Genomic DNA, 24,635 nt, shown 5'->3' with positions numbered 1-24,635 from the left:
AACTATGTTTCTTTCACATAGAGAGCGTGTCTGAAAAATTTCTGTGTAAACTTTTCCAAACACGCTCATGAGTGTTTTGTAACTGCTCAGTACCTTTACAGTTACAGCAATTTTTTATTCGTTAACTTCTACACCAAGACTGTCCTGTGCATCAGACCATTTTTCATTCCACTGATCCATCATTTCATCTAATGTGTTAGAACCATACAGAGCAGCTTCAAGGATTTCACAGTCTGGGTAATCATCGTTGTTGATACCAACTTCGCTTTCGCTGTTAAGTTCGTTGAATAAGGACTCTTCGCCTTCTTTTGCAGGGTTGTCTGCAAGAAGTTCAACACCTTCGAAATCAGCAAGTGCATCCGGAAGATCTCCGCTCTTTAATGCCGGGATGCTTCCTTCATCATCATAGATAGAAGAATCTTCGATGAGCCATTTCATGTAAAGCATTGCTGCGATCTGGTTGTCTGTATCCGCCTGATTGTTTACACCGAAAGAATAGTTTCCGCCTGCACCTGCATAACGTTTTCCGTCAACTGTGATCGGGAATGGCATATATCCTACATCATCAGGAGTGTCACCAGCGTCTTTACACTGCTGTACTGCCCAGGAGCCAAGTACCATTGTTGCGATCTCACCGGAGTTCATTTTTGTTTTGGAAGATTCCCAGTCACTGGATGCAGGGTCATCTTCTACAAGTCCTCTTGCAACAGATTCATACATGGTATAGTAAACTGCGTATGGACCTGTCATATCGTCCTGTTTTGCAAACGGATTCTTTGTGTGGCAGATTGTGTTGTTCATGTAATCTGCATCGCCTGTTGCAGTTACACCGATGTAAGCATCCCATGCTCCCATTGGCCATCCTGCTGCAAAGTTTGTATACAGTGGAACTGCATCTGTGTTATCTTTAATTGTTTGTAAGTCCTCAAGGAATTCATCCGGAGTAGATGGAAGTTCATCGATTCCTGCCTCTTTCCAAACTCTCTTATTATAAACGATACCACTTGCTGTACCGCCGTTAGCGATTCCGTATACAGTTCCGTCATAGCTCTTGTCCTGTACGAAATTGTATGTCTGATCTAATGTGTCATAATCGCCAAGTGGTGTAAAATAACTGCTTAATTCACTCTTGTCAACACTGGTAGGAATGAAACAAAGATCACCCCAGTCGCCTGTTGTAAGACGAAGCTCCAGAGACTGCTCATAATCTGTGATTCCTTCGTATTCAACCTTGATGTTTGGATACATCTTCATAAATTCATCTGCATATCCTTTATATACAGTATCCACAATATCAGTTCGGTTTGTCAGCACTTTGATGGATGCTTTCAGATCCTGATAATCTTCTCCTACCTTGATCTGATCCAGTGTTGGGATTTCCTCATCTGCTGCAAAAACACCAACTGCCGGGATCATAGATGCTGCAAGTACTGCAGCCAGACCTACACTTAACACTTTCTTTGACACGCTCATGTCGGTTCCTCCTTTACCCTTTTCACTTTTCCTTAAGCTTTTCTTAATTCGCTTACCTTTAAGTTGATTTAATCTTACCACATCTAACTTAAATATCAAGCTATTTTCACTTAAATAAACATTTTTGTTAATAGTACGAAATATTTAAGTTGAGGTTTTGTATAAAATCACAAGAAAAAAGCTCCTGTCATACCCGCTTTTGACGGGTAGCAGAAGCTTTTGGTGGTTTTTGATTAATTTTTATTTTAAGTCATCTATTAAGTTGCGCAGAAGAACTGCTAATTCTTTAGTTTTTCTTGCGAACGCTTTCTTTTTCCACAATCTTTCCGGAAACAATGCTCAGGCCTCGTCCTGAAGCAGGATTCTTAATCTGTTTCAGTGCTTTTTCCAGCGCCACTTTTGCCATCGCCTGTGTATTTACCTCATAGCTGGTAATTTTTTTGTCCGGGAATCCAGGGTACAGGTAATTATCAAAACCAACTACGGAAATATCCTCCGGCACGCGATATCCCTGTTTCTCCAGTTCCATGATCAGCATTCCCGCAGCAAGATCGCAGTTGCATACAAAGGCTTCCGGCATATGCTCCGGCAGCCTGATGCTCATAGCACCCTTTTCATCACGGTCCTCAATCAGCCATTCGTCCAGCAGAGCCTGTCCATGCTCTAACTGTGCTTTGTAAAAACCGCAGTAACGGTCCATGATACTGCTGGTCGCATGAATAGAACCAACATACGCCATCTTTGTGAATCCCTGCTCAAACAGGTACCCTGTCATCAGATACATTCCATAGAAGTTATCAGTGATGACTGCATCATTTGCCAGCTCTTTGTCATAGAAATCCAGGAATATCACCGGCACATCTGTGCGCTCTTTCATAAAGTGGATATACTCCCTGCTGATCTCTCCCATCACTACCAGGGCATCTACTGTATGCTCCTCCTGGATCCTCGGAAGAATGAAATTATCCTCCATGTCATACTTCAGGATCTCTACAGCAGCCATACAGCCCTTATCTGTAGCTACCAGAGCAAGTTCCTGATACATTTTCCAGTAAAAAGTAGTATATGCCGCCAAATATTTCTCTGAAATAATGACACCGATATTGCGCAGGCCACCTTTATTTCTTTCACGCTTGGCTGCTACCGTCATCTGATGATAACCCAGCTCATCTGCCACCTTTTGGATTTTCTCCCGCATCTCATCACTAACGCCCTTATTGCCAGACAGAGCATTGTGAACAGTTACAGTGCTGACTCCTACCTTTGCGGCAATATCAGCCATCCTTACTTTTCCCATTACATTATATGTCCTTTCTTATCCCCTTTACTCAGTCACTTTCACAAAATGATACAATTTACTCTTAAAGTCTCCCCAGAACCCTTTCACAAGGAAACCACACTTCATCAACATCTCACCTGTATATTTCTCTTCGGTTCCCTCAAGCGCATAGACAGCCTCCGGATCAAATCCCTGCAGGAAGATTCTTCTGCTGTGGGCATTGGGTGTGCTGAGTACATGCACATAAGTTACCAGAACTTCTCTCTTATCTTTTGCAGCTACTGCCCAGCAGTCATACAGATGATTCTCTCTGTAGGAAGCAATTCTGTAGTAGTCACCCTCACGTACCAGTTCATGATATTTGTGGTACATCTTTGTCTGCTCCGGAATCATCTTTCTGTCTTCTTCCGGAATCTTTGTCACATCCAGTTCGTATCCAAAGGTACCTGCCAGTGCCACATGTCCTCTTGTCTCGAAAGGCGTCACCCTGCCAACTGTATGGTTCGGGCAGTCGCTGACGTGAGCGCCCATGGTAGATAACGGATAGATCAGGGAAGTTCCTTCCTGGATCATCAAACGCTCGATGGCATCTGTGTCATCAGAACACCAAATCTGTGGACTATAGTATAACATACCCGGGTCGAAACGTGCACCACCTCCGGAGCAGTTTTCCAGAAGAAGGTCAGGGAATTCTGTAACCAGTCTCTCCTGAAGTGCATAAACACCCAGAACATAACGATGGAAAAGTTCCTGCTGCTCTTCTGCTCCCAGATAAGTGCTTCCCAGGTCACTTAACTGACGATTCATGTCCCATTTCACATAAGCAATATTGGCACTTCTTAAGATAGAAGCCACGCTCTCATATACATAATCCAGTACTTCTGATCTGGAAAGATCAAGGACGTACTGTTGCCTGCTCTGTGTTGCTTCTCTTCCCGGAATCTGGATTGCCCATTCCGGATGCGCCCTGTAAAGATCAGAGTTGGGAGAAATCATCTCCGGCTCAAACCAGATACCAAACTCAAGACCAATCTTATTTACTTCATCTACCAGATGTTTCAGTCCGCCTGTGATCTTATCTGTGTTGACCTTCCAGTCGCCAAGAGAACAGTTATCGCTGTTTCTCACGCCAAACCAGCCGTCATCCATAACCAGCATCTCAATACCGCAGGACTTCGCTTCTCTTGCGATATCTAACAGCTTATCAGTGTTAAAATCAAAGTAAGTAGCTTCCCAGTTGTTGATCAGGATTGGTCTCTTCTTATGAAGATATTTACTTCTGATCATGTGGTTTCTGTAGAAATCATGATAGCTTCTGGTCATTTCTCCCAGACCTTCATGAGAATAAGTCATAACAACTTCCGGTGCCTGGAACTCTTCTCCTGCTTTCAGGATCCAGCCAAATTCTTCTTTGTTGATACCCATAACTGTACGTACAGAATCAAACTGGTTTAACTCTGCCTGTCCGATAAAGTTCCCGGAATATACGAAATGCATTCCGTAAACTTTGCCCTGCTGCTGAGTGGTTCCCGGTGTTACCAGAGCCACAAAGGGATGCTCCTGATGACTGGATTCTCCTTTTGTAGAGGATACCATCTGTTTTCCATAACGGAGCGGTCCCTGCTGAATGTGACGCTCTCTTGCCCAGGAACCATGAAGTGTCAACATCTCAAAGTTCTCGTTGTCCATATCCAGACATGCACTGTAGATTTTCTCAATTTTAAGCTTCTGATCACCCTTATTAATTAATTTCACACTTCTGGTGATCACGTTCTCTTTTTCAAATACAGAATAGCTTAACACTACCTGCAATCTCAGGATCTCGTCTTCGCAGAGGATATCCAGAGTCTGTACTTCTTCCTCTGTACCGAAAGATGCCGGAAGTCCTTTGAGAGCTTTTTTCCCATTATAAATTTCGTGGGAAACATAGTGGATTTCGCATCCCATCTGACCAGCTTCATTGCGCACATTCAGGCAGCTTTCACGGTAATCTCCGATTCCTCCGGTCGGGTATTCCATTGGAAAACTGTCCAGAAAAGAAGATTTCTCTCTTTTGTTTACAGATGGTGTATACGGTGGCTCCTCCATACGCAGCATATAATTCTCTGCTGCTTTATATAAGCGGTCTCCGTAATAAATATGTCCCAGATATCCCTCCGGAGTTAATCCCATTAAGTAAGTACTTGTTTCCGTATCCAGACGGAAGATTTTCTTGTCTTCATTAAACTGAACAGCCATTTCTGCTCCTTTCTGTTATGCAGTCTCTGCGAAAATTGTTTCATCCGTTGTGTTGGATGGATTTTTCCGTTTCTTTTCTCTGTCAGTATACTTAATTTTTAATTTCCAGTCAACTTAATTTTTTAAGTTATACAAAACCGCCAAAACAGAAAAGAAAAAACTGGCAAAAGAAACAAAGAAAAGACCTCTTTTCGAAAATTACAACCAATTTCCGATAAAGAAGTCTTTTTCTGTTCTGTACTTTCTTACAGCATTTCTCCATTCGTCTGTATTACATCTCGATACCAGTATGCGGAATCTTTCAGAATCCGCTGCTGATTTCTGAAATCTACATATATAAGTCCGAAACGTTCCGAATAACCTTTTGACCATTCAAAATTATCCATCAGCAACCACTGAAAATACCGTTTTCCGTAATGTACATCGGCTTCTGATACCGTTCGTATAAGAATTTAGGTCCCCAGTAAAGTACCTCCGGTGTTACCGGCCAGTCAATTGCTGTTTTCAGGAAACCTTCATAACGTTTCACATCTTCAGGTTTTCCGTCTGCTCCCATACGAACGCATCTCCCATTGTAGATATTCTGTCCGTAAACATCAATCGGTTCCGAAATCAGCTTCATATCCTCATCCATGATCTGCGGAAGATATGCTTCATAACGTTTCATACCCTCTTCCGGATAATGTCCAAGCAGAACCGGATCCGACCACCATGATACACCATGTCCAGTTTCTGTCATCTGACTGCATAGAAAACATAGCCTGTCTTGCTGCTTCAATATCCTCCGGTTTTTCTGTCTCAGGATAACACATCCCGCATGTAGGTGCATGACCAATAATAAGCGGCTGTTTTCCATACTGTCGGAGCATCTGAACTGCTCTTCCATGTGCTTTCATCGCATTATGTGCCATTTCAAAAGTGTCCCTGAGAGGTGCTTTCAGACCTGGTGCATGTTCTCCATTCAGAAATCCAAGACCCACAAAGCACTGTGGTTCATTCAGTGTAAAAAAGTATTTAACCCTGTCACTAAACCGTTCTGCCACCAGTGTGCCGGCACATTGATATTTAGCATTACAACAACTTCCTATTCGGAAGCTGTTGTAAACGTAGGATACAATGAACTCAACTTCACTCTTGCATCAGCAGTTCGGAACTACCAATTAACTTTTGCTGCGACTTTATTACGCTCGACTTCCCACGCAGCTAACTCTTCACGAAGACTTGCAATGTTTTCAATCGTTCGTGACAAACACTGTCTGGTCATTACATTCCGTTCTATTTCTGCAATGTCAAGCCAGTTTCCATGTTTGGGTGTATAGAGAATTTCCAAACGCTTGATAATCCGTCTTGCCTCATCTGCTGGATACCTTTTATACAAGGACGCCGGTTTATGGGTGTTAAGGTTATCCATAACAAGAATTATTTTTTCTGCATCAGGATACATGACATCAACGAGATATTTTATCTCTTCTGCCCAGTCAAAGGCAGTACGATGTTCTCGCACGCTGACATAATGAGTGACTCCAAGCGGTTCGATAAAAGCAAATATGCTGCAGATACCATTCCTGACATATTCCGAATCTGTTTTCTGATTGTCACCCGGACGCATGGGCAGTGGTTTCCTTCCATCGCCCAGTAACTGGTAAGGTTTTTCGTCCATGCATACAACTGGTCTTTCAGGATTGTATGCGAGTTCATATACATCAAGGACATCTTCCATACATGCTATAAATTCGGCATCATCTTTTTGGGGGATGCACCAGTAGTCGTTTTTGTAAGGTCGAAGTTTGTTTTTTTTAAGGCTCTTCGGATTGCCTCACGGCTGACCGGAGTATCAAGAACAATTTTTGCTTTCTCTTTTACCATAAACCTTGAGGAGATATTTTATTTTAACAACAAAAAAACGCCGTATTTATGCGGTGTTTGGCATTTCGCAAACGCCTAATAATTTTCATGCATGAAGGGAGTTTTACGATGAACATGAAATTATTTGCTTAAGTGCTGCTCTGCAGTGTTCTTCTCTGACGGTATTTGCCGCCAATAAACCAGACGATACCAAAGCAAAGCCACAGGATCATGAAAACACACAGACAATCATAGAAACTGCAATTGATTCGGAAACAGATGAATATGATACTCAGCTTACCGATATGGACATCTATTATACTACGGAAGTGCTTCTGAAAACACCACAGAGAAAACGGAATTTTCCGCTACACCGGAAAGCGATGATTCCACAGATAACGACGTGGTCTTTCTTTTTGCAACCCACAATAAGAACTGGAATCTGACTGGATTCAATATCGGCTGGGATTCTGTCCGGACAGAAGACGATGTAGATACAGAAAATGCAGAAACTTCTGCCGATGATACGACCTCCACAGCTATCATTAGCGGAGCTGATGGACCGACCAGTATCTTCCTTGCCGGAAGACTTGGCTCAGAGACAAAAACCGAAACGGAAAAATAAGCATCAGGAGACAGAGATTTTTGCGTTCCTCTGTCTCCTGACATTTATGCCTCCACGATTTCTTTTACAAGCTCTTTCTTCTGGTTACTACCAAAAAAAGCCCGCCCCATAATGATTCGGTCTGCACCGTTTCTGATACAGTCCAATGCTCTTTCCAGATTCAGCCCACCGTCCACACTTAACATTGTGTTTCTCTTTTGTTCTGTTATCAGATGTTTGATACACCTGATCTTTTCGTATGTACTCTCTATAAATACAGATCCTTCTCTTCCTGGTACGGTACTCATTACCAGTATTTCTTCTGCCTCGTCCAGATAGGGCTTTATTTCTTCCCATTCACTTTCCGGTGATATGGCAATTCCGGCACGTATACCTTTTTCTTTTATTTGCTGAAGTATTTCCAGATTTTCTTTTTTCTTCCCTGCTTCCAGATGAATGGTGATTCCTACCGGTTCCAGTGAAAAATAAGGCTCCAGCATTTCTTTTGTCATATATGCCATAAAATGGAAATCCTGATCAATGGAATAGACTTTTTTTATCTGTTTCAGCCAGACTGGATTCAATCCAAATAATGGTACAAAATGTCCATCCATAATATCCACATGAAATGATGTAATTTCTGAACGTTTTGTCTGCTGCAGCTCCTCATTCATTTGCAGAATATCTGCTGCGAACAGGGAAAGCGACAATTTTGCCATATTGTTCTCTCCCTTCTTTAATTTCCTGTCTGTGCGAAAAGTCTTTCTCCCACTTCTCCGCCCGGATGGATCACAAGAAATTCTTCTTTCGTATATCCATTATGATTTGCCAGAGTAATGGACATTGCGTCAAATAATGCAATTACAGCCAGGGTACTTGCAGTTGCAAGCATGTTGAAAGCATCTGGCTCTCTGTCAATCTTTATCTTTAATAAAAAGTCGCTTTTCTGTGCCAGATTACTTTCCTCCGTCTCCGTAACCAGTACCGTCCTGATCCCCTTCTTTTTGCAACTGTCTATCATCGATTCAAGTTCCACTGTATGCCCACCCTTGGAGAAGAAAATGATCAAATCATCTTTCTGTAGTACTCCCATACCTCCATGTAATGCATCGGAAGGAGAAAGGAAAAATGCAGGTCTGTTAATGCAGTTCAACGTATGAGCTATTTTTTTTGCTGCAGCCCCGGAAGTTCCACATCCACAGGTAATTACTTTTCCATTGCATTCATTTAACAGTAACAGCATTTGGTTCACATCATCCTGATTCAAATGATCTGCCAGTTTCTGTATTTCTGCCGCTTCTTTTTGTAATACTGTTTTTACACTGTCAAAGCCTGTTTTATTTTTTACCCTGTCCATAGTATGCGTCTTCTCCAAATTTCCTGTTGTAATGCTTATTTTTCAGTTCTTCCTGTATTCTGGAAAGCTTTCCGTCCGATATCGTATAGTTGCAATATGCCATTTTAGAAATATATTCTAAAACCTGGCTATTTAATACTGCTGCCTTTGGTGAAGTCCCCCACACAAACGGTCCATGACTATGTACCAGAACTGCATTCATTTTTCTGCAATCCAGTTCTGCAAATCTTTCCAGAATGACATCCCCGGTATTCTTTTCATATTCTCCGGCAATTTCCTCCGGAGTCATCAATCTCGTACATGGAATATCACCATAAAAATAGTCACAGTGCGTTGTTCCGTAAGCAGGTATATCCTTGCCAAACTGTGCCCACATCGTTGCATACTGGGAGTGTGTATGCACAATTCCCCTGATTCCGTACTTTGCAAATGCCTTATACAGCGCTACATGAGTTGCAGTGTCCGTGGATGGTGTATATTCCCCTTCTACTACCTTTCCATCCAGATCTACTACTGTCATATGCTCCTGCTTCATCACATCATAATGGACACCGCTTGCCTTGATTACTACCAGCTCTGTCTCCGGATCATAACCCGAAACATTTCCCCATGTGGAAATCACTAACTGTTTTGTTACCAGATCCAGATTGGCTTCCAGTACTTTCTGCTTCAATTTCTCTAACATATCATTTTTCCTCCGTTTCCTGAATACACTGATTCATGCGCTTTTTCAGCCGCTTCATAACATCATTCTGTCCTCTGCCAAAATAGTCATGCACCAGTTCGTATTCTCTGTATAATCTGTCGTATTCTTTTTTATTTTCAACATTTGGAAAATACGTCTTATCTTGAAGATTTCCCATCCGTTCTGCCGCTTCGTCTACACTGTCATAGCCACCGGCTTCCTTTCCTGCTGCCAACGCTCCCCAGATACAGGAAGATAATGCTGCGTTCTGTCTGGAACCGGCAATTCTGATCGGCCGTCCCGTTACATCTGCATAAATCTGCATCATAAACGGATTCTTCTGAGCAATTCCCCCTGCCACAATAATCTCATCCACTGGAATCTCATATTCCACAAATGTTTCAATGATCTTTCTTGTACCAAACGCAGTTGCTTCTATCAATGTCCGGTACATGTCTTCTATTCTGGTATTTAATGTAAATCCCAGCATCATTCCGGACAGGCTTCCATCTACCAGAACACTTCTGTTTCCATTCCACCAATCCAATGCCAGAAGTCCCGTTTCCCCCACTTTTTTCTTTGCGGCCAGTTTGTTTAAATATTCATAAATATGGATTCCCTGTTCATTTGCTGCTTTTTCATAAGACGCCGAGAGAAAATTCTCTGTCAGCCATGCGAAATGATCTCCTACACAGCTCTGTCCTGCCTCATATCCAAAATACCCAGGTACAATTCCATCTTCCACATAACCGCAGATTCCCGGCACCATTTTTTCTTCTGTACACATCAGTTCATGACAACTGCTGGTTCCCATCATAATCAACATACGTCCCGGACCTGTTACTTTTGCTCCCACAGTTGCACCGTGAGCATCAAAATGCCCCACTGCCACCGGTGTTCCCTCCGGAATACCGGTGAGTTCTGCACTTGTTTTTTTCAAAACTCCTGCCCTGGTGCCAATAGACTGCACCGGTCCCCAGATTTTTTCCTCTATTACATGTTCCAGTCTCGGATCCAGCGCTTTAAAATAATCCGAAGACGGATATCCATCCTTTTTATGCCAGCAGGCTTTTGCGCCGGCAGCGCAGCTGTTTCGAATCAGTTTTCCTGTCAGCTGCATCACAATCCAGTCTGTCACTTCAAGAAATGCATCCGTATCTTCATAGATCTCCGGACTTTCATCCAATACCTGCCATATTTTTGGAAACATCCATTCACTGGATATTTTCCCACCGTAACGCTGAATAAATTTTTCATTTCTCGCCAGTGCTGTCTCTGTCATTTTATCTGCATAGGGTTGTGCAGCATGATGTTTCCACAGCTTCACATAAGCATTGGGACTGCCTTTCCATCTTTCCAGAAAACAAAGTGGCGTTCCGTCCTTTTTTATTGGCAAAATTGTACAGCCGGTTGTATCGATCCCGATTCCAATCACCTGTTCCGGCCTAATCTCCGCCTGTTTTATTACATCTCTTATGGTGATCCTCAATACATCCAGATAATCTCCAGGATGCTGCAAATGCCAGTCTACTCCAAGTCTGGTACCATCCGGCAAAGTCTCACTCATTACTCTGTGCCTGTATTCCAGCACACTGGTGGCTATTTCCTCACCAGTCTCTACATCTGCCAGAAGGCATCTTCCTGACAATGTTCCAAAATCAATTCCGATGGTATATTTTTTCAATATCACCCCTCCTATTTCTGAACCATTCTCTGATTCCTTACTTTTCCGGAAAATTCCATAAATGCAACCGCCAGAATCAGAACAATACCTTTTACCAGTTTCTGTACATAGTCATTGATGCCACACATAATCATCCCGGTTGATAACACTCCCATCAGAACTACACCGATCATTACCTGATTAATTCTTCCCTCGCCTCCTGACAGACTTACGCCGCCAAGAACTACTGCCGTAATCGCATCCATTTCATATCCGTCTCCGGCAGATGGCTGGCCGCTGCTGGTTCTGGAAAGTAATACCAGTCCTGCAATACCTGATAAAAATCCGGCAAAAGCATATACAATCAGTTTTACTCTCATGACATTTACACCGGAAAGATGGGATGCTTCTTCATTTCCCCCAACACCGTATACATAACGTCCAAATGTGGTTCTTTCCAAAATAAACTTTCCAACCAGAAATACCAGCAGCATCAGAATTACCATAAGTGGAATTCCGGCTATGGATGTTTTTGCGAAATTACCATATGTTTTACTGAAACTGTGAACCGGTAATCCATCTGTAACGATATATGCCAGTCCTCTTAATGCTGTCTGAGTACCCAGTGTTGCAATCAATGCCGGCATATTTAACTTTGTCACACAAAATCCATTGAGCGCTCCTACTGCAAGCGCAACCAGTAAAGCAACAAGAGATCCTATTACTCCCGGTGCTCCCGCCTGCATTACAAGTGCTGCTATTACCGCACTCAGACCCGCAATGGAACCAACTGATAAATCAATTCCTCCCGTAAGAATTACATAACACATTCCCACTGATGTAATTCCGGTAATGGACACCTGTTTTAAAATTGTCATACAGGTATTAATGCTGAGAAAATTGCTGGATGCAACAGAAAAAAAGATAATCAGAATTATCAGAACCATCAGGATTCCATAGTCCAGCATTTTTGTTAATACATCATTTTTCTTACTCATGTTCCTCTACTCCTTCTTTCTCTGTAGACGCAAATTCCAGAATTCTTTCCTGTGTGTACTCTGTTCTTTCCAGTTCTCCTACAATTTTTCCATGGCTCATTACCAGAATCCGGTCTGACATGCCTATCAATTCCGGCATTTCACTGCTGATCATGATGATTCCTTTTCCCTGTTTTGCCAGTTCTGTCATCAATGCATAGATCTCCTGTTTCGCGCCCACATCAATTCCGCGGGTAGGTTCGTCAAAAATCAGCACATCGCAGTTTGTTGCCAGCATTTTTGCCAGAACAATTTTCTGTTGGTTTCCGCCAGACAGATTCTTCGCAATCTGTTCCCTGTTTGGTGTTTTTATTTTTAATTCTTTTATATAATCATCCACAAGACTTTCTACTTTTGATTTCTGTATGACTCCCGTATTTGTACATTTATCATAGATGCTGAAAACAGTGTTCTCCTTTACTGACATTCCCAGAATCAAACCCTGCCTCTTGCGGTCTTCCGGTATCAGACCAATTCCATGCTTCAGACCATCTCTCGGGTTTGCCGGGCAGAAAGTTTCTCCATTCTTTTTCAGTCTCCCGGAAAGTATCCGATCGGCACCATATATGGCTCTTGCCACCTCCGTACGTCCTGCTCCAACCAGTCCTCCAAATCCCAGTATTTCTCCTTTTCTCAACTGAAAACTGATCTCTTTTATTCTCTTATTGGTCAAATGATCTGCTTCCAGCAGCACTTCCCCTTTTCCAGCGATATTCACAGGGTAGGATTCCGTCAGTTCACGTCCTACCATATAAGAGATCAGCTGCTGCTTGGTTACATCTTTTACATCTTTAGTAACAATATATCTTCCATCACAAAATACCGTCACGCGATCACATAGTTCAAATACTTCCTCCAATCTGTGCGATATAAAAATAATAGTAACTCTCTTTTCTCTGAGTTTTTCAATGATGTCAAAAAAAATCTTTGTTTCATTGATGGTCAGTGGTGCTGTTGGTTCATCCATGATAATAAACCTGGCATTTTTCGATACAGCTTTCATAATTTCCACAATCTGCTGATAAGCCACTCCCAGTTCACATACTTTTGTTTTTACATCCAGATCAACGCCCATTTCCTTACACAGTTCTTCCGCACGCTGATTCATTTCTTTTATGTTTCTGATTCCATATTTCTGAATTTCTCTTCCATAAAAAATGTTCTCTGCAACTGTCAGATATGGAATCAGACTGAACTCCTGATAGATAACCGATATTCCCAAATCCATGGATAACTTCGGTGTCATTTTTTCATACACCTTATGTTCAAATTCAATTGTTCCTTTTGTAGGTTCATAGGCACCCGTCAGTAATTTTATAAATGTTGACTTGCCTGCTCCATTTTCTCCACAGAGCGCATGAACCTCTCCTCTTCGCACATCAAAAGAGATATCATCTAACGCTTTCACTAATGCAAAATATTTGGACAAATGATCTACTTTCAATATTATATCGTTCATTTGCGTCTCCTCTTTTTTAAAGAGAAAGGGGTATGCGCTCTGGCATTTCCCCTTCTCCGGATATATCTTTTTTTACTTTTTATTTTCCATCCCACTCATAGGTTCCGTCCAGCACGTCAGCCTTTGGTACCTTCACATATGGAAGATATACGGTTTCCTGTTCTTCCGGGATACCTTCTGTTGCGTATTTATATAAGTAAAATGCTGATTCATAACCACCCTTATATGGGAATAAATCTACAGTTCCCCGGTAGATGCTGTCTTCTTCTGCAATGTAAGTCAGAGCTTCATCTGTTGCATCTCCGGAAAATACAGCATATTTTTCTCCTTCTTTTCCGTCATTTACCATTGCCTGATATCCGCCGATTGCACCGGAATCATTGGTTCCAACTACAACGTTCAGATCCGGATACTGTGCCAGAACGGATTCTACAATCTTCATACCGCTTTCCAGCGTATCTCCAGCCTGTCTTGCAACAATCTCAACGTCCGGGCAGATCTCTTTTAACGCTTCTTCCACACCATCACCACGTGGAATAACGGACTCTACATTGTCCTGTGAAATGATACATACCTGTGCTTTTCCATCCAGTGTATCTTTAATCCATTCTGCCGCCTGTTCTCCGATGGTATGTCCATAATCATACTCGTCCAACGTATAACTGAGCTTTACATTTTCCTGTGTCTGAGCAATGCATGCAGTTGCAATGCCGCTTTCGTTAGCTTTATCTACAATTTCCAGAGTTGCCTGTGTATCAATCGGAGTAAAGGTAAATCCGCTGTAACCATCATTTACCAGACTTTCCAGTGCATTTAACTGTGTGTCAACATTGTATTCCGAATCAATAACCTGATAAGTAACACCAAGATCCTCGCATCCTGCCTCGAATCCCTTCTTTACCATTGCATTCCATGGATTCGCAAGATTCATACTCACATATGCCAGTTTAATATCTTTGTTGTCTTTTGCAGCAGCTTCTTCTTTCATCGCTTCTACATCAATGGTCCAGTCATCATCTGCAAATACTACTGATCCCATAGATAACATCATACTTACTGAAAGACCTGCACATAACAATCTTGATACTACATTTTTGTTCATCATAAATCCCTCCTGATCTCATAGTTTGTTTAAATCAATTGCATTTTGCACCATTCGCATATGCTTGTTGTATTCTTTTCCTTTTCTCAAAGTCATTCCAAGAAACAAGGCATCCAGTATGGCCTGATCTGCCACACGCCGTGCCACTTTGTCTCTTCCGCAAGTCAGATCACTGGTTGAAATAAACAGTGGGATGTCAGTCACTTTTAATAACGGAGACTTGTTCATTTTAGTAATACATATCGTAGTTGCACCCTGTTCTTTTGCAATACGCATTGCCTGCACCACATTTCTTGACCTGCCTTCATAGGATACGGCAAATGCCACATCTACAGGTTTTAAATTTGCTGCCGTCATTAACTGCATCATGACATCACTGTAAGCAGAACAGTTAATACCCATTCGGCTGATTTTCGTATCCGTCAGCTGACACACTGCATAGGCGTCTCCAACACCGAAAAAATGAATAGATTTTGCATTTGCCATAGCGTTTAATGCTTTTTCGTAATTTGGAGTTACCAATGACAATGTATCTGTCAGTGTCTGCATATTGCTGTGAAATACTTTTTTCAGTATTGTCACCATATCGTCCTGCGCTTCTATTTTTTCAGGACGTTCTGAACTTTCTTCATTTGCTGCTGATAAAAATGCCTGTTTGAATTCTGTGTACCCGCTGTACCCCATTCTTTTACAAAATCTGACAATCGAAGCATCACTGCTTCCTGTTTCATGAGCCAAACCTGACAGTGTAAAATTGGCAATTGCTTCCGGATTTTCCAGCAATGCTTCTGCCACAACCTTTTCTGCCCGCGGAAGAGATGGGAGTTGAAATCTGATGCGCACCATTATTTCATTCATACTTTTTCCTCCACATTTTCAGTAAGTTATTGAATTCTTACTTCATAATTAGAATATCATATTAAAATTATGGAGTAAATTTTGCATATTTTTTTCATCATTTTGCACTATATACACTATCTTTATCCATTTAATTGTTTGTTATATTTGTATAGTTTTTTAATTTTTCCACTTCATTTTGAAAGCTTTACTTCGAAATAACACTTCACTTCTTCACTTTGAATAACAATACAGGAATTTATATACGAGAAAGTTCGACAGATGTTTTACACATCTTCCGAACTTTTTCATTCAAAATTCGCATGTCTTTTTTTCAGTTCTTTTTCCGATATTCCCCTTTTTTCCATCAACTGGATCACAAGTGCCTCAAGGCTGATAAACAAAGCCTCCTCAAACAGTGATCCCATTGGCTGAACAGATTTTTTCTCTGTATCCTCTTTAAACTTCGCATCTGCATTAATCACAACTGCAACAGCTGCGTCTGCATGCAATGACGATTCCCTGCATGTCGTAAACACAATAATTGGTATCTGTAGTTCTTTTGCCTTTTTTGCATACACCTTAAGTGTTTCCGTCTCGCCACTTCCGCTTCCAAGAATAAGTAAATCCCCCTTTCCTGCTGCGGGGGTATTCGTATCACCGATCCAATAAGCTTCATATCCGGCTTGCTCAAGCCGCATGGTAAACCCCTTCATTACATATCCAGTTCTTCCCATACCGGCTACAAATATCTTTTCGGCCTGATCTATAAGCTGACCTATCATGGCAAATTCCGCAGTTGATCCGCTGCTCAGGCATTCCTGAAGTTCCTGTAAAATCTCGCTGATATATTTTGTATACAATTTCCACTTCTTTCTCTATGGGAATGCAAAATCTATTCATCTTCTTTATATCAAGTTCAGTAAAAAAAGTAAAGGACATTTTTCCTGCTTTCCAACTCATTACGTACTTTTCAGATGTTCTGCCACCACTCCCGCGAATACTCTATGTCCTTCTGCATTCATATGCTCCTGATCTTCTTCGCTACTCTATACATAGTATGCCGCCCGGAAGAAGTCTGTTCCGTACTGTTCTGCGATCTTCTCATAAACATCTCACAGCTTTTTGGCGACTTCTACGAATTCCGGCGAAAATTCCTGATTAAATCCTTTTTCCCAGACCCGTTCTCAAGAAAGATTGGAGAGATCAGCAGGTTTTTACTGTCAGGTGCGAACTGTTTTGCCTGATCTTTTAACTGCTCCTGCAGGGCGCTCGTCCATCTCACTCCTCACGGAAAACGGCTGCCATCCTTCGGATTATATCCCCATGTACTTGAATCGCCAAAACAAAGTACGTCTCCTGAGTTTGACACTTTAACATTTAATATATAGCCAGCAACCCTTGTGGTTACTGGTATTTTTTTGTCAATACTTGAAATTTTATGCACAGGGTTGTTTCATGAATGATTTTTAAAAATATGATATGGGTGTCAAAACATAATAATTATCGCCCATAGAAATCTATGTTCCTTGAAAATTTCATATAAAACAACAAATATCCGCTGTTGGCTCTGTTTTGGGGTAAGAAAACGCACCACTATTTCTGCTCTGTTAGCTGATTTGGGGAATTAAGGCGCACTGATCCACACTGTTCAGATATCCAAACAGCTTCTTAAAGTTCAAGGCTGCCAGTTTTATCCCAAAACGGAGCTTGGTGGGGAGAAGCCCTCTTACCAGCATATGGTCTATCTGGTATTTCCTCCGCAGGATGGATGGGATTGTTTCCACTCCGTTTCTGATCCGGGACAGTTTCTTATATTTTTCTGTCTTCATTTTCCTTTGCGTCGTTGCTCTGTCAGAGGATTTCTTATTTACCCTTAGGGCTTCAGTTTGTCTAGCAACCTTACCCACCTCATTGCCTTATCAAGTTTCTATACGTAGGCTCAAGAACTTTGCTATGCGCTTCCTTCATCCATGACATTACTGACACCAACTTGCGCTTCGCTACACTTGGCGGTAAATACCCGTGGTCAGACTTTCACTGACTAGATTAGTGCCATGCTTGGCACACTAGAAAAAAGTCCCTCGCCTTATGGCGAAGGACCAAACTTTCAACCCGACCATTTATATACCACATATCGGTCAGTGGTAAACTTACTTTTCAGGGATCATGGCAATTTTTTCCCACTGATAAGTTCCATTGTCAACTGTCATTACTGCCATGGTGATTTCCTGGTCAAAGCGCCTTGGGCCGCAGCTTCCCGGATTTAGCCATAGGCGGTTGTCTATTATTTTTTCGAAATATTTATGGGTGTGTCCGAAGATTACTACCTGTGTGTCTTTTAAATTCCAGTCTACACCTTTCTTATTATGAGTCATGAAAAATCTTACGCCTTCAATGGTGAAATGTAAGGTTTTTGCAATTCCCTCTGCCCAGTCTTTGTCGTTGTTTCCGCGAACTACATAAATGGAACCCATCATACGAAGTGTATCCAGGATTTCCGGTTTGTTTACGTCACCTGCGTGGAGAATGCAGTCGCAGTCTTTTAAGATTTTCAGAATTTCCGGCCTGAGCAGGCCGTGAGTATCTGAGATAATTCCTACTTTCTTCATATGTCATTTCCTCGCTAATCATTTTCTTCTGACAAATTTCCAATCCCAAAATAAGTCATCCGTACTTTCTTATAAAGAACTAAAATACTTCATAAACTTTATATACAACTATATGCAATTCATTACGCTATTTCAATTTTCATTAAACAGTTCAATCTTTCCATATTCCCCGTCATACCCCGGGATTCTTTTCACATTTCCGGTTCTTACATTCTCAATTCCTTCTGCAATCCGTTCTCCTGCGCAGGATTTGATATCTTCTGCCGGTACATTTCTCAGAATGTCAAATTCTGTTCCCAGTGTCTGCAACATCTGTTCAAAACATCCCTGTACTTTCTTACTTGCAGTGGAATATCCCATACATGCAGAGATTACTTCCGGCAGAGGTACAAGACTTTCATATTTTTTGCCGTCTTCTTTTACAAAACCTTCGGCTCTGTCTGCAAGCTGTTCTACTCGGTGATCTACACCCATCGTCAGTTTCTTTCCGCAGATAGGGCAAATTTCGCCAAGACGTTCCGCTTCCACCGGACTTAATGACACACCGCATTTTCTGTGTCCATCAAAATGGTATTTTCCCTCTTCTGGAAAAAATTCTACCGTGCCTTCCAGTCCTTCTCCAGTCTGGATTGCCTGATAAAGCCCCTCATAAGAGCAGTCAATATCTAAGAGATTCGCCTCACGCCCCAGTTTGGCCGGGGAGTGTGCATCTGAATTGGATACAAGCTGATAGCGGTCCAGTTTGGAAATTCTCCAGTTCATAGCCGGGTCTGAGGAAAGTCCGGTTTCCAGCGCATGTACATATGGTGTCAGTTCTTCAAAGCATTCCTCTACAGAATCAAATCCTGATTTCGCACCAAGAACCGAAAAATGCGGCGTCCAGATATGTGCCGGAATCAGAATTCCTTCCGGGCAGACATCCAACATCATTTCCAGAAGATCATGACTGTCTAAGCCCAGAATTGGGCGACCATCCGAATGAATATTTCCGATTTTCTCCAGACGTTGCGCCATGGCGTCTGCTGCCTCCAGACTTGGAAGTAAGATTACATTGTGTACTTTTCTGGTCTTTCCATTCTTCTTATAAATAGAACTGATTTCCCCGGAAACAACAAATCGTGTTCCCTCCCCCGGAAACTTCCTGCTCTCTTCTTTTACATATCCCTCTCTGAGCCGGTACAGGCCATTGCCCTCCGGAATAAGTCTCTCCTGCAACTCTTCCCGCCACACCGGATGTGTGAAATCTCCTGTTCCAATCAGTGAAATTCCTTTCTTTCTTGCCCAGAAATCCAGATTCTCTGGCGTGCCTTCCTTGCTTGTTGCCATGGAAAATCTGGAATGAATGTGCAGATCTCCTATCATTTTCATTAGCATTTTTCTCCTTAATCCACAGTCATGCGGATAAAATTATACACTTATTTATAATCAAATAACCTCTTCGTAGTTTAGGTAAATTACTTCCTGTAAAAAATTACAGCATATCAATAATATCCCTATAATTTCCAACCATTCTCTTTCAGCCACAATTTATGCGTCTCATAATTCGGCATTACTTTTCCAACTTCGTCCCAGAATGCCTTCGAATGATTCATTTCTTTCAGATGGCAGAGTTCATGAACCACCACATAATCCAGCACCTCCGGCGGTGCAAGTATCAGTTTCCAGTTGAAGTTCAGATTTTTCTCGCTACTGCAGCTTCCCCATCTTGTTTTCTGTTCTCTGATAGTGATATTCCGATAAGAAACACCCATTAATCTGGCAAAGTAAGCCACCCTTTTTGTAATCGTTTCCTTTGCTTTTCGCATATAAACATTTCGCTTTGCTTCGCTTAGTCCTGCACTCAGTGGCTTCTGTTCCCGATATTCTTTTGTCCGTTCCAGGCATTCCAGAACCCAGTCCTGTTTCTGATTTACAAATCTCTTAATCCGCGGCAGACCGGTTCGAAGCGGTGCACGGACGATAACATTTCCGTCCCTGCGCACCTCCAGAGTCATGGTTTTTCGGGCACTTCTTATGACCTGATATTCGAATTCTCCGCAGGTGAATTTCTCCTGATTTTTTTCTTTTTTATCCATATCCGCAAAATCGTTCTCGTCTTCTTATTTATAGCATCCACAGTATAAATTTTCGCCGGCATCGGATCACTTTTTATTCTGAATTCTTTCATCCATATATTTTTCCATTTCTGCTACCAGAATATCCATCTTCTCTTTAGTATCCGGAAGTGCATAGGGAACTCTGTCTGCAATCTTTTTCACATAATCATGCTCACGCATAATCTCATACGTTTCCGGGAAATTAATATCATAATACTGTGCAATATAGGAAACCCAATAATCCACCTTCGAAACCCGGTCAGAAGACAATACAGATTCTTTTGACATGCAGGATTCCCATACTTTCGGAGCAATCACGCCCTCTCCCGCACCTTTCTCATCTACTCCCAGAAGTGTTTCCATTGATTCTTCCAGCTTCACACGACAGTTATCCAGCTTGTCCGCATCACGGATCAGCTTCGCATGAAGCAGAGTTCTCTCATCCGTAATTCCTTCCAGTTTAAAGTCACTGTGCTTCTCAATCGCAGTGCAGATCAGACTATCAAACCTGTCATCCTTCACAAATCTACGGATCATTTTCTCCGGTCCGAACAGAAGCTGTGCACCATATGCTGCATGCTCCATAGTTCCCGGTTCAAAGCTGTCAAATCGTTTAATCTGTTCAAATCTGCCAATATCATGAAGCAATCCTATCACTTTCGCCAGTTGTATATCTTCCTCATCCAGTCCCATACGGCGGGCAATGTCCTCTGCAGCATCAACCACTCCATAAGTATGTACGATTTTCAGATGAATCTTATCATCCGCTCTGTCATATTCATCCAGATATGCTTCAAAGGCAGCTTTCGCTGCATCAAAATCTCTTGTTAAGTCCAATAATTTATCTTTATCCATTGATATTATAACCCCTTTTTTATTCCTGTTCAGACTACTTTACATTTTCTCAACCATTATTTTCTGCTTCCACACACCTTTTCTCACCGTCACAAGATATACCTGAAACGATATAGAATCGCAGTCATAAATGAAAGGTTCTTCTCTGTATATAATAGTCTGCACATTCTTTTGGTGCAGTTCACTTCTTTTTCTTTCCGCCTCTGCCAGCAATTTACAGAGATACTGATTCTTTTCTTTCCCGAAATCTCTGTCCGGGTAGACCGAAGCTGCTTCCCTGATTTTTTCTCCAAGCAAAGTAACCACTGGTAAATGACTGCTCCTGCAAAACATTCCAGCTATCTTTCTGGCATTTGATATATCCGGATTTTTTTCATAACGCCTGAGCATTTTTTCCAGTTTTTCATCCCCTGCTTCTTCTGCCAGTTCCTGCATAACTGCCAGTGCTTCCGCCGTTACCTCCCATGGATTGTCCACCGGAACAATATACTTCTCCGGTACTGCCGGATAAAAAAGATAATTTAACGGTGGGAAATCACGCAACATCGCCAGTTTTCGTTCCTGCTCCGTGCAATATTCTTCTCCCAGATACTCATATTTATCACGCAATATAGCGATCTGGTACTCCATTACCCTGAGATTTTCATAGCCCTTCACCCAGAAATGTCCCAACTCTCCATAATTATACAAATGTGTTTCCAGCAAAATATCTTCAAAGAATACAGTAAACACATTCCGCCCCTGATGAATCACCAGAATATACTCTGCCTCACATAAATCCCTGTCTGCCTTCTCTACAGAACCCTCAAACTCTCCCTTATAATCCCTTACATAATTTCCCGTCATCCTGGCATTTTTCAAAACCAGAAAACTCTCCACCGCATCATTCATCAGATAGATCAGACGTAACTCTCCATTCTCCGTCTGTCCGGTAAAACTGTCCGGAATATCCACAAACTCACACAGTTCCTGCTCAAGAAGCAGATTTAATTTTTCAAAATTGTCTTCCATTATTACTCCCCTGTAGGATCATTTTGTTCTTCGGAAGCTCCTGCTTTATTTCCAGGTAACTTTTCCGCCTTTTATGTTCATAGTAAACACTTTATCACAACGAAGTCTGAAAGGATATGCCTTACGGGTTACCAGAAACAGATTCCTGTCTCTATGCGCATTCTGCATGCTGCAATCACACATTTTCCATGTATTTCCGGTTTTTACTTCGCACCATCCATGAGGAGATAAATTATTATGTGCATAAGCAGTTACTCCTCCGGCAGCCACCCGACTGTCGTATCCCAGAACTCTTGCAATATATGCCAGCGAAGAAGCATATCTGCAACAATTCCCTCGATGATTTTGAAACATATATTTGGCATAGGATGAAATGGTAGCAGCAGAAATATCGTTATCCAGCCAGCCTCTGTAATACTGATACTTGCACAATGCCTCAAAGCAATCCCGTAATCGTTTACTCCTTGAATCTTTTGGAGATGAGTTTTTCATCACAAATGAAACCGCATACTTAATCTCCGGTGCTGTAACGCGGACGCCACTTCGATCCACATAGTAATATCCCTTTTGCTTTGAACCCACAATTTTGTTTTTCTGCAAAATATAATTGGCATCAAAATAGTAGTATTTTTTATCAATCTTTCTCCAGCCTTTTACACGTTTGCCATTAACAGTATAATATGTATTGGAATTTTCAGTAACCCATCCTGTATCATCTGTTTCTTCTGCAAATACCGGAGAATAAGAAATACTCAACAGCAAAACTGCCATAAACGCTATTGCTAACCAAAAATACCTCTTTCCTTTCGTATTTCCAGCCTTTAAATTATTTTCAGATGCAAGACACTTCATCTTCAACAAAAACTCGCCTGCCTTTCACAAAAACACAATATCTATACAAAAATTTAGCTGATTATTGTATGGCTGTCAATCCCATAGATTTTTTTGAGTATATAAGATTAAAGCTAAAAATGAAAAAAACTGTATCAGATATCTTTACCATATGAATTGACATTCCAAACATAATATTTCACAATATAACAAAGAAACCAAGCAACATGTATATTACAGAATAAATGAACATAAAATAGGAAGGAGGCATACACAAATGCCAACAGCAACAATCCCATTGAAAGGCAACGCATCCATGGAATCAAAAAAAGTCAGTATTTCATCTAAACGCCAGATTACTATCCCACAGAAATTTTTTACGCTTCTGGGTTTTAATACAGAAGCAGAATGTATTATGCGTGGCAACGAACTGATTTTACGCCCTGTTAAAGAAAATACCAGTGGTAAATTTGCCGAACAGATTCTTGCCGATCTGATCAGACAGGGATATAGCGGTGAAGAATTACTCGAGAAATTTAAACAGGCACAGCGAAAAGTCCGTCCGGCAGTTGAAGCAATGCTTGCCGAAGCAGACCGGGTCGCAGAATCTAAATCAGAAGGATACTCCCTAGAGGATGTTTTCGGAACGGAGGATGAAAAATGACACAGGTACAGATCCTTCCACCAGCAGCAAAATTTCTGAAAAAACTCAACGATAAAAAGCTGAAATCTCTGTACAAAGAAGCTATTGAAATGATATGTGAAGATTAAAAGACAGGTGATCTGGCAGGAACCAGAGAAAATTTTTACGAGGAATTAAAACGTTATACGCACTATATAACAGTACATATTTGTATCATAAGAGAGACTCTCTCATAAGATAATCCCCCAGAAGTTAATCAGTACTTCCAGGGGATTATTTTATTGACAAAATTTATTCCTGCGCTCCCTTCCAGTTAATAATTTGCATATTTTTACAGTATTTTTTGTAATATCTGTTATATTTGCTCTTAGAAACCTGTTTCCCATTTAAATATCTGTTGACGGGTACATAACCATATCCATTCATCTGCCCTATAGCATCTGATAATGTTGCCAGACGGTACAGTTTTCCTTTCTGGATTTTATATACATTTCTGGATGTAAGCCGTGCTGTTATTGAAGCGGCAATCGTAAATGTATTATTCTGACGGTTATAATAAACGTCCGGCATGATACTTGTAGTCTGCAAAACAGCCAGAACCTTTACTTTATTTTTATAGATTGTCAGGATTATCAATTGACCACCCGGTATCACTGCAAGATATTCCGGTACTCCATCTCCGCTCAAATCCGTCCGTATCCAATAGGACATATCCGAACAAAATGGCCTGTGTAAGTCTACTTTTTTTCCTGTATCATTTCCAAACCATCCTGAACGGGCCCGCAGATCATCAGTTATTTTAACTTTTCGAGGATGAGCAATCCATTGGCACTGTGCCTCAGTATATAACTGTGACGCCTTACTATATGACATACCAGCTGCCTGTACAGATTGTATCGGTAATATCCATAACACTGCTGCCAATAATACCACAATTATTTTTTGAAATATTCTTTTCATATTCATTTTTCTGTCTCCTGCCATCTGAATAAATCCCTGTACCTGCCT

Annotated in this window: 24 protein-coding genes and 2 pseudogenes; 2 read left to right on the top strand and 24 right to left on the bottom strand. The window is 41.5% G+C overall.

Annotated features, from left to right (window positions below; genetic code table 11):
- Positions 1 to 114: 114 nt before the first annotated feature.
- From G4417_RS08185 to G4417_RS16935, 7 genes and pseudogenes are all read right to left on the bottom strand, one after another.
- Positions 115 to 1,473 carry an ABC transporter substrate-binding protein gene (locus tag G4417_RS08185; RefSeq protein WP_118247107.1) on the bottom strand — a complete coding sequence of 453 codons (1,359 nt, stop codon included), beginning with the start codon at positions 1,471 to 1,473 and terminating at the stop codon, positions 115 to 117.
- A 286-nt stretch (positions 1,474 to 1,759) separates the two neighbouring features.
- Positions 1,760 to 2,770: a LacI family DNA-binding transcriptional regulator gene (locus G4417_RS08180; protein ID WP_173683265.1), complete on the bottom strand. Its 1,011-nt coding sequence runs from the start codon at positions 2,768 to 2,770 to the stop codon at positions 1,760 to 1,762.
- Between the two features lie 27 nt (positions 2,771 to 2,797).
- Positions 2,798 to 4,990, bottom strand: coding sequence for an alpha-galactosidase (locus G4417_RS08175; RefSeq protein ID WP_173683264.1), 2,193 nt, complete (start codon positions 4,988 to 4,990; stop codon positions 2,798 to 2,800).
- A 245-nt stretch (positions 4,991 to 5,235) separates the two neighbouring features.
- Positions 5,236 to 5,657 (bottom strand): annotated as a pseudogene (locus G4417_RS17145) (family 1 glycosylhydrolase).
- Positions 5,644 to 6,033 (bottom strand): family 1 glycosylhydrolase, encoded by a 390-nt coding sequence (locus G4417_RS17140; RefSeq protein WP_055150219.1) that lies wholly within the window; start codon positions 6,031 to 6,033, stop codon positions 5,644 to 5,646. The pseudogene G4417_RS17145 and the gene G4417_RS17140 overlap by 14 nt, the downstream one beginning before the upstream one ends.
- Before the next feature lie 110 nt (positions 6,034 to 6,143).
- A complete protein-coding gene (locus G4417_RS08165; RefSeq protein WP_156331185.1) occupies positions 6,144 to 6,746 on the bottom strand; it encodes an IS630 family transposase in 603 nt (200 codons plus the stop codon).
- Positions 6,716 to 6,856 carry a hypothetical protein gene (locus G4417_RS16935; RefSeq protein ID WP_156331186.1) on the bottom strand — a complete coding sequence of 47 codons (141 nt, stop codon included), beginning with the start codon at positions 6,854 to 6,856 and terminating at the stop codon, positions 6,716 to 6,718. The genes G4417_RS08165 and G4417_RS16935 overlap by 31 nt, the downstream gene beginning before the upstream one ends.
- A 382-nt stretch (positions 6,857 to 7,238) precedes the next feature.
- Here G4417_RS16935 and G4417_RS08155 point away from each other — a divergent pair, with 382 nt between their 5' ends.
- Entirely contained in the window at positions 7,239 to 7,460 is a 222-nt protein-coding gene (locus G4417_RS08155; protein WP_055150225.1) for a hypothetical protein, read from the top strand.
- 44 nt (positions 7,461 to 7,504) lie between these two features.
- Here the strand turns inward: G4417_RS08155 and G4417_RS08150 are convergent, their stop codons facing one another.
- From G4417_RS08150 to G4417_RS08075, 16 genes and pseudogenes are all read right to left on the bottom strand, one after another.
- Positions 7,505 to 8,158 carry a ribulose-phosphate 3-epimerase gene (locus tag G4417_RS08150; RefSeq protein WP_055150228.1) on the bottom strand — a complete coding sequence of 218 codons (654 nt, stop codon included), beginning with the start codon at positions 8,156 to 8,158 and terminating at the stop codon, positions 7,505 to 7,507.
- A gap of 17 nt (positions 8,159 to 8,175) precedes the next feature.
- Positions 8,176 to 8,796, bottom strand: coding sequence for a KpsF/GutQ family sugar-phosphate isomerase (locus tag G4417_RS08145; protein WP_055150231.1), 621 nt, complete (start codon positions 8,794 to 8,796; stop codon positions 8,176 to 8,178).
- Entirely contained in the window at positions 8,777 to 9,481 is a 705-nt protein-coding gene (gene araD, locus G4417_RS08140; protein ID WP_055150234.1) for an L-ribulose-5-phosphate 4-epimerase AraD, read from the bottom strand. The genes G4417_RS08145 and araD overlap by 20 nt, the downstream gene beginning before the upstream one ends.
- Before the next feature lies 1 nt (position 9,482).
- On the bottom strand, positions 9,483 to 11,171 hold the full coding sequence (locus tag G4417_RS08135) for a ribulokinase (RefSeq protein WP_055150237.1): 1,689 nt from the start codon (positions 11,169 to 11,171) through the stop codon (positions 9,483 to 9,485).
- A 5-nt stretch (positions 11,172 to 11,176) separates the two neighbouring features.
- Positions 11,177 to 12,142: an ABC transporter permease gene (locus tag G4417_RS08130; RefSeq protein WP_055150245.1), complete on the bottom strand. Its 966-nt coding sequence runs from the start codon at positions 12,140 to 12,142 to the stop codon at positions 11,177 to 11,179.
- The gene (locus tag G4417_RS08125) at positions 12,135 to 13,640 is read right to left on the bottom strand and encodes a sugar ABC transporter ATP-binding protein (RefSeq protein ID WP_055150251.1); all 1,506 of its coding nucleotides are present in this window, start codon (positions 13,638 to 13,640) and stop codon (positions 12,135 to 12,137) included. The genes G4417_RS08130 and G4417_RS08125 overlap by 8 nt, the downstream gene beginning before the upstream one ends.
- A gap of 79 nt (positions 13,641 to 13,719) precedes the next feature.
- Entirely contained in the window at positions 13,720 to 14,745 is a 1,026-nt protein-coding gene (locus tag G4417_RS08120; RefSeq protein ID WP_082419140.1) for a sugar ABC transporter substrate-binding protein, read from the bottom strand.
- Between the two features lie 15 nt (positions 14,746 to 14,760).
- Positions 14,761 to 15,600, bottom strand: a complete 840-nt coding sequence (locus G4417_RS08115; RefSeq protein ID WP_055150254.1) for a MurR/RpiR family transcriptional regulator — start codon at positions 15,598 to 15,600, stop codon at positions 14,761 to 14,763.
- A 287-nt stretch (positions 15,601 to 15,887) separates the two neighbouring features.
- Entirely contained in the window at positions 15,888 to 16,442 is a 555-nt protein-coding gene (hxlB, locus tag G4417_RS08110) for a 6-phospho-3-hexuloisomerase (protein WP_055150258.1), read from the bottom strand.
- A gap of 747 nt (positions 16,443 to 17,189) precedes the next feature.
- Positions 17,190 to 17,489, bottom strand: a complete 300-nt coding sequence (locus tag G4417_RS08105) for a transposase (RefSeq protein WP_082419141.1) — start codon at positions 17,487 to 17,489, stop codon at positions 17,190 to 17,192.
- Positions 17,490 to 17,732: 243 nt separating this feature from the next.
- On the bottom strand, positions 17,733 to 18,191 hold the full coding sequence (locus G4417_RS08100) for a metallophosphoesterase family protein (protein ID WP_055150263.1): 459 nt from the start codon (positions 18,189 to 18,191) through the stop codon (positions 17,733 to 17,735).
- Positions 18,192 to 18,335: 144 nt separating this feature from the next.
- Positions 18,336 to 19,559: pseudogene (locus G4417_RS08095) on the bottom strand (endonuclease Q family protein); the annotation flags it as partial.
- Between the two features lie 125 nt (positions 19,560 to 19,684).
- Positions 19,685 to 20,266 (bottom strand): M48 family metallopeptidase, encoded by a 582-nt coding sequence (locus tag G4417_RS08090; RefSeq protein ID WP_161276208.1) that lies wholly within the window; start codon positions 20,264 to 20,266, stop codon positions 19,685 to 19,687.
- Between the two features lie 66 nt (positions 20,267 to 20,332).
- Positions 20,333 to 21,142 carry an HD domain-containing protein gene (locus tag G4417_RS08085; protein WP_161276207.1) on the bottom strand — a complete coding sequence of 270 codons (810 nt, stop codon included), beginning with the start codon at positions 21,140 to 21,142 and terminating at the stop codon, positions 20,333 to 20,335.
- Positions 21,143 to 21,181: 39 nt separating this feature from the next.
- Positions 21,182 to 22,153 (bottom strand): DUF3878 family protein, encoded by a 972-nt coding sequence (locus G4417_RS08080; RefSeq protein WP_173683263.1) that lies wholly within the window; start codon positions 22,151 to 22,153, stop codon positions 21,182 to 21,184.
- Positions 22,154 to 22,198: 45 nt separating this feature from the next.
- Positions 22,199 to 22,924 carry a transglutaminase domain-containing protein gene (locus G4417_RS08075; RefSeq protein ID WP_173717675.1) on the bottom strand — a complete coding sequence of 242 codons (726 nt, stop codon included), beginning with the start codon at positions 22,922 to 22,924 and terminating at the stop codon, positions 22,199 to 22,201.
- Positions 22,925 to 23,261: 337 nt separating this feature from the next.
- Between G4417_RS08075 and G4417_RS08070 the strand changes: the two genes are divergently transcribed.
- A complete protein-coding gene (locus G4417_RS08070) occupies positions 23,262 to 23,648 on the top strand; it encodes an AbrB/MazE/SpoVT family DNA-binding domain-containing protein (RefSeq protein ID WP_202048513.1) in 387 nt (128 codons plus the stop codon).
- Positions 23,649 to 23,918: 270 nt separating this feature from the next.
- Here the strand turns inward: G4417_RS08070 and G4417_RS08060 are convergent, their stop codons facing one another.
- A complete protein-coding gene (locus G4417_RS08060) occupies positions 23,919 to 24,593 on the bottom strand; it encodes a hypothetical protein (RefSeq protein WP_173683261.1) in 675 nt (224 codons plus the stop codon).
- Positions 24,594 to 24,635 lie beyond the last annotated feature (42 nt).

This window comes from Blautia wexlerae, assembly GCF_013300825.1.
Classification (GTDB): domain Bacteria; phylum Bacillota; class Clostridia; order Lachnospirales; family Lachnospiraceae; genus Blautia_A; species Blautia_A wexlerae_B.
This window is presented reverse-complemented; position numbering and strand designations above follow the sequence as displayed.

Coding starts and splice junctions, on each gene's coding strand:
- G4417_RS08185 (WP_118247107.1), bottom strand. CDS start 1,473: ATGAGCGTGTCAAAGAAAGTGTTAAGTGTAGGTCTGGCTGCAGTACTT.
- G4417_RS08180 (WP_173683265.1), bottom strand. CDS start 2,770: ATGGGAAAAGTAAGGATGGCTGATATTGCCGCAAAGGTAGGAGTCAGC.
- G4417_RS08175 (WP_173683264.1), bottom strand. CDS start 4,990: ATGGCTGTTCAGTTTAATGAAGACAAGAAAATCTTCCGTCTGGATACG.
- G4417_RS16935 (WP_156331186.1), bottom strand. CDS start 6,856: ATGGTAAAAGAGAAAGCAAAAATTGTTCTTGATACTCCGGTCAGCCGT.
- G4417_RS08150 (WP_055150228.1), bottom strand. CDS start 8,158: ATGGCAAAATTGTCGCTTTCCCTGTTCGCAGCAGATATTCTGCAAATG.
- G4417_RS08145 (WP_055150231.1), bottom strand. CDS start 8,796: ATGGACAGGGTAAAAAATAAAACAGGCTTTGACAGTGTAAAAACAGTA.
- araD (WP_055150234.1), bottom strand. CDS start 9,481: ATGTTAGAGAAATTGAAGCAGAAAGTACTGGAAGCCAATCTGGATCTG.
- G4417_RS08130 (WP_055150245.1), bottom strand. CDS start 12,142: ATGAGTAAGAAAAATGATGTATTAACAAAAATGCTGGACTATGGAATC.
- G4417_RS08125 (WP_055150251.1), bottom strand. CDS start 13,640: ATGAACGATATAATATTGAAAGTAGATCATTTGTCCAAATATTTTGCA.
- G4417_RS08120 (WP_082419140.1), bottom strand. CDS start 14,745: ATGATGAACAAAAATGTAGTATCAAGATTGTTATGTGCAGGTCTTTCA.
- G4417_RS08115 (WP_055150254.1), bottom strand. CDS start 15,600: ATGAATGAAATAATGGTGCGCATCAGATTTCAACTCCCATCTCTTCCG.
- G4417_RS08100 (WP_055150263.1), bottom strand. CDS start 18,191: ATGAAGAAAGTAGGAATTATCTCAGATACTCACGGCCTGCTCAGGCCG.
- G4417_RS08090 (WP_161276208.1), bottom strand. CDS start 20,266: ATGGATAAAAAAGAAAAAAATCAGGAGAAATTCACCTGCGGAGAATTC.
- G4417_RS08085 (WP_161276207.1), bottom strand. CDS start 21,142: ATGGATAAAGATAAATTATTGGACTTAACAAGAGATTTTGATGCAGCG.
- G4417_RS08080 (WP_173683263.1), bottom strand. CDS start 22,153: ATGGAAGACAATTTTGAAAAATTAAATCTGCTTCTTGAGCAGGAACTG.
- G4417_RS08075 (WP_173717675.1), bottom strand. CDS start 22,924: ATGGCAGTTTTGCTGTTGAGTATTTCTTATTCTCCGGTATTTGCAGAA.
- G4417_RS08070 (WP_202048513.1), top strand. CDS start 23,262: ATGCCAACAGCAACAATCCCATTGAAAGGCAACGCATCCATGGAATCA.
- G4417_RS08060 (WP_173683261.1), bottom strand. CDS start 24,593: ATGAATATGAAAAGAATATTTCAAAAAATAATTGTGGTATTATTGGCA.